A 5,379-nucleotide genomic window follows, 5' to 3' on the forward strand; every position below is an offset into this window, starting at 1 on the left:
TACAAAAACTGCTACTTTTTTTGAAAGATAGAAGGAAAAACTACTAATTTTTAGGAAATATGTACCTACTCTGGCCATCGCGCCAGCGATTTGGTACAATATAAAATATGGTATGCGCTGCAGCTGAAAGCATGGCTCAAACGGAAAACCTCGTGGCTGCAGGTTCTGGGCATGATCCTGCTGGTGCTTCTGACCGCCCATATACATTTGCCTGACGCAGACAATACAAGAGTTGGTGTCTGCGGCGCGGCGGATGAATATGCGGACAACGTTTTGAAAAGCCTTCGGCACAGAGACAGTATATTCGAATTTATCGAATACTCGGACGAAGAGACCATGCGCCGGGATATGGTATCGGGCAGGATCGAATGCGGATTTCTTTTTCCTGAGGATTTTCAGGAACGGATTTGGGAGGATCGGTTAAAGAACTCCGTAACCTATATCTGCACGCCCTTTTCCGCAAAAGGACTGGTAGCTCAGGAGACATTTTATGCGGCATTTTTTGAAGGCTACAGTAAAAAAATACTGATCGGCAGTGAGGAAGAAATGTACGGAAGAAGCAGCGAAAAACTGACGGAGGCGCTTCTGGAAAAAAGAGATGATTACCTGTATGACCGTGAGATGTTCTGCATGGATATCATAAAAACCGCGCAGCCGCGGGGGGAAGCAGGCGCATCCGGAGAAGTACGGCCGGTACAGGGAATGACAGGGCTGTTTCTTTTTGCGATCCTGTGGATGGCCCAGGGAAGGAAGTTCGGCGGGAACGGAAACGGCGCGCTGTCTGCCCTGGATTGGAGACGGCGGCGGAGGTTCCGGTATCTGGGATGCCTGGCGGAGGCGACTGTCCCGGCTGCGGCGGGAATACTCCTTATCTTGTCAGCGCCGGGACACCGGGGGATCGGGGCAGAGATCAGCAGCATGGTTTTGTTCGTCCTGGTGTGCAGTTTCTGGGTGCCGACTGTGGGCAGTCTGTTTCATAACAGTACGTCCTTTGCCGGATGGACTTTGACGATCCTGCTGGTTCAGATGGCAGTCTGCCCGGCATTCGTGGATCTGGCGGAGTATGTGCCGGCGCTGAAGGTGATCCGGTGGGGCTTTCCGCTGGGATGGCTGGGGTGATCATGGCGATGGAAGCTGCCATTTAAAACGCTTCATAGGAGGCGCGTTTTAAGGGGGCGCTGACGGAGTAGAGAAAAATATATGAGAAGCATTCCTGCTTATATGACCATGATGATCTGACCATATGATTCGTGCGGCTGCACAGGGAAATCCGCATACAGAATATTTACACCGGGAACGGCAGTGCCTGCTATGACCTGAAATGGACAAAACGTTGCAGCATATGCGCTATATACTATAATCACTTGATTGTCAATATTTTTCAACGCATTATGTAACCTTTTTGCTTTTTGAGGTGTATTATTAGTGAAGGGCCTTTTCATACCACGTATGCGGGAAAGCCGGTCGGCGGCAGGCTTTCCGCGTCAACATCAGGGGAGTACTCATGAAACCATCAGTAAAAGAGCTGTTTGAACAATACCGGAACAATCTTTACGCAGCAGCCTTTAATGTCTGCGGGAACGCGGAAGACGCGGAGGACGTTGTTCAGGATACATTCATTCAGTATTATTTATTAAAGAAAGAATTTGATAATGAGCAGCACATCCGGGCATGGCTGATCCGTGTGGCGATCAATAAAGCGAAAAATACGAACCGGACATTTTGGAGAAGAAATAAGGTGCCGTTGGAGGACTATATGGAGACGCTGACCTTTGAGACACTGGAATCCGGGGAATTGTTCGAAACGGTAATGAAGCTTCCGCGGAAATACCGGATCGTGATCCATTTGTTTTACTATGAGGATTACACCGTACATGAGATTGCGGATATTCTGAGAATCACAGAAAGCAACGTCAAGGTGAGGCTGTCGCGCGGTCGTGTGATGCTCAAAGAAAAATTGCGGGAGGAATGGGAAGATGACGAATAGAGAAAAATATAAGCAGGCATTTTCGGTATTGCAGTCCTCCGACAAGATATCTCAGGAGATAGAAAGGATGGCTATTATGAATAAAAAAGCAAAAATGAGAACGGCGGCGGCAGCGGCAGCGGTCTGCGCGGTATTGGCAGGCGGCAGCGGCATTGCATATGCGGGAGACATCGGAGGGATTCAGAGGACGGTTCAGCTTTGGGTTCATGGAGACCAGACAACGGCAACGTTTGAATATGACGGAGAGGGGACATATCATATCTCATATCCGCTGGAAAACGGCGAAGTGGGAGAGCGGGAAGGGGGCGGAATCGCATACGAATCGGATGGAACGGAACGTCCGTTGACAGAGGAGGAAATTCTGGAGCAATTGAATGAGTCCTTGAATGCTCCCGAGGTAGAATATAAGGATGACGGTACGGTCTGGGTATATTATTATGATCAGAAAATGGAGATTACGGACCTATTTGAGGACGGCGTGTGCTATGTTAAGCTTACGCGCGGAGAGGAAACGCAGTATATGACGATCAATTATCAGAAAGGTTATGGTATGAGTCCGCATAAATATCCGGCCCCGGATTCCTTTGATTGAACTTGCGAGACGGACAAAAAGCGGCAGGGGGCTGTCGGGTAATGACATCTTTTAGACCTGTTTCCCTAAAAAGATAACTCCTGCGGTAAAGCCAATTCATAGTTACGATTCACAGTCATTTCACTCACATGCGCAAAAACAGTCGGCAAAGCCGTCTGCCGATGCTTCGCATCTTGATTTTTTGCTTATGTGGGTGAAGTGACTGATTCCCGTCCCATGCGCTGATATGTTACAGTTCACGGCCTGTTATCTAACCAGCCGCAAACTGTAACGCATCCAGCCCATTGAAAAGTCGCCTGACGGCGAGGGACTGGATGTACGCCCCATCACTGTATTGGCCGGATGCCGTGCAGCAAGTGCGCGGCACCGCATGAACAGTAAATTTCGGATAGTTCACACATTAACCGGGTGCCCTGCCTTTTACAATACTTTATATTTACTCTTTGAAACAGAATCAGGGATTCTCGCACCCAAGATCCACGCACCACCGTTTCCGGTGAAAATGTTCCCCCTCGTGCTTCCGGAACGCAATGCTGAACTTCATGCTTTCCGTCCGTTTCAATACCTTGATAACAACCTCATTTACACCTTTTTTTAAATGCACGGTCTGATAATTATTATAAGGCGTCCACAGCCGGATCTCATCCTGCTCCAGACACAGCTCCCCGTTTACCCAGAGTTTGAAGCCGTCGTTATTTCCAATCACAGCCCAGACGTCCTGCTCTGTATCCGAGACCAGCTTCTGCCTGAGATAAATGCACCCTTGTCCCTGGAAAGGAAACGCTTCATCCAGCGGCAGCAAGTCCTCATACCCATGTACCCGGCAGGTTTCTTCCACAGAAAATGCCTGAACAAAATTCTGCTCATCCATGTATTCTTTTTCCAGATATACTGCATTGTTGACCATACATTCCAGTGTGGGGAGGATACAGCCCTCTCCGTGGGCGCTGGGGATTCCCGGCGGATCGTCTTTTTCCAGATTTTCAAAATAAGGCCCCGCCGCTGTCCATTCTGACGATCCGGCGATTCCAAAGCAGCGGCGAAATTCCTGCAGATCATCCCCGGCAACGGCTTTCAGGAGGTTTTTGCTATACAGTATTTTTACGTCGTCTGTTGTCTCAATCAAAACCTCCGCTGTTTTTTCCTGCCCCGGTTCCAAAACCAGGGTCTGGTGCTCCGGAACCGCGCGCCACCCCAGAGGCAGCCCGGCAATTCGGATGTTCCATTCTTTTTCAATCGGGAAATGATTTTTCAGGCGGATGCCGATGCCGCAATGGTCGTTGAAACCGATTGCCGGACGGTTCATATATAGTATATCTACAGCCAATGTCGCTTCAGTATTTACGCTTGAGCCAAATCCGTTCTCGGCGGCTGAAATGTTTTCGTCCGCTGGCGTCTGCTCTGATGTGCGGTTTTGCAGAGCCGTCATCTGTCTCAATGCGCAGCTTTCGTCCTCCGATTTCCAATCTGATGTGCGGTTTTGCAGAGCCAGCTTCCGCCCCAATGCGCAGGTTTCCTCCGTTAGCTTCCGTATAGAGTTATCCGTCCGTTCCAGATCAATCCCGATCACAAACCGGTCATTTACAAGCGCTTTCAGATCTTCCGGAATTTTTTCGGCACCATGCAGGATTCCCCAGACCGCCGCCGCTGTCGCACAGGTGCAGTCCGTATCATAACCGCAGCGAAACGCGATATTGATCACCTTCCACAGATCTTCCCCGCCGTATAGCAGGGCGATCACGGTAATCCCAAGATTGGTCACCGCGTTGGTAAAATCAAAATGCCCGAATTTCCGAAGCATTCTGGCCCTGGCCTTTTTCCAGCCGCAGGGATCTTCATGAAATGTCTTCATCACCAGATTCACACAGGCTCTGGCGCGGGAACCCTCCGGCAGTCGGTGAAGCTCTCCCAGTAACAGGGCTTCCATATTTGCTCCCTTCGCACCATGTCCATCTGCGAAAACCAACGGCTCAACCGCCGCGCCATATCCATCTGCGAAAACCAACGGCTCAACCGCTGCGCCATATCCATCTGCAAATGCTATCGACTCAACCGCCGCATAATACTGCTCAATCCAAACCGCTTCCCCCGCATGATCCAGGCTTCCGTCCATTCCGGCGTAAGCCGCCGCTGTGTCTCCGTCTCCGGGAAATACCATTCCCCAGATTTCAGACCGGATCGGACAGCCTTCCCCTTCGCAGAACAGGGGATTATTGAAGCTCCCGCTGTAGGGCGGCAGAATCCCGCGTTCGTAATTTTTCAGAAAAATTCCATATTCGTTAAATGGATACCAGCACTGACGGTCCCAGGCTTCTGCCAGGTCGGCCGCAGTCACACGGCGTCCTTTTTTTTGAAGAACCTCCAGCCATAATAACTGTAGATCCAGGTCATCATTGGGCAGGTCCGGCCGGATCATTTCCCGGAAATCCTCACAGGGAATGAGCTTTTTGATGCCCTCCACCGGAGCCCCCGCCGCACCGCCCAGACACTTCCCGAGCCATCCGCCGTAAACCTTGTCATAATATACCGCATCCGTCATTTTTTCCACCTGCTTTCTTAAAATCGTTCATATAGAATCCACGTTCCACCAGCACAGCCCGGATTCAATTCGCTTGAAAATCGCTTGTATCAAATCCATGCTCCCATGCTCCGCCAGAACAGCCCGGATTCGATCTGCGCCAAAATCATCCCCGCCTGAGTCAAATTTGTTACCATACCGCCTGCGGCGGCACAAATGATGACGAAAGCTTCGATTCCATATTTCCATATAGACTAAATGGGTGTATTCTTATTTTCAGAG

At 50.2% G+C, this 5,379-nt stretch carries 4 protein-coding genes; 3 read left to right on the forward strand and 1 reads right to left on the reverse strand.

All coding sequences use genetic code 11. The features are described from left to right. Positions 1 to 90 precede the first annotated feature (90 nt). From ACTOY7_RS21245 to ACTOY7_RS21255, 3 genes are all read left to right on the forward strand, one after another. Positions 91 to 1,119 carry a hypothetical protein gene (locus tag ACTOY7_RS21245; protein ID WP_482671815.1) on the forward strand — a complete coding sequence of 343 codons (1,029 nt, stop codon included), beginning with the start codon at positions 91 to 93 and terminating at the stop codon, positions 1,117 to 1,119. Positions 1,120 to 1,504: 385 nt separating this feature from the next. Continuing rightward, positions 1,505 to 1,987 carry an RNA polymerase sigma factor gene (locus ACTOY7_RS21250; protein WP_160283956.1) on the forward strand — a complete coding sequence of 161 codons (483 nt, stop codon included), beginning with the start codon at positions 1,505 to 1,507 and terminating at the stop codon, positions 1,985 to 1,987. Continuing rightward, positions 1,977 to 2,579: a hypothetical protein gene (locus tag ACTOY7_RS21255; RefSeq protein WP_482671814.1), complete on the forward strand. Its 603-nt coding sequence runs from the start codon at positions 1,977 to 1,979 to the stop codon at positions 2,577 to 2,579. Before ACTOY7_RS21250 ends, ACTOY7_RS21255 begins: the two co-directional genes overlap by 11 nt. Before the next feature lie 454 nt (positions 2,580 to 3,033). Here the strand turns inward: ACTOY7_RS21255 and ACTOY7_RS21260 are convergent, their stop codons facing one another. Further along, positions 3,034 to 5,118, reverse strand: a complete 2,085-nt coding sequence (locus ACTOY7_RS21260; RefSeq protein WP_482671813.1) for an ADP-ribosylglycohydrolase family protein — start codon at positions 5,116 to 5,118, stop codon at positions 3,034 to 3,036. Positions 5,119 to 5,379 lie beyond the last annotated feature (261 nt).

The sequence above is a fragment of the Schaedlerella sp. genome (assembly GCF_056796775.1).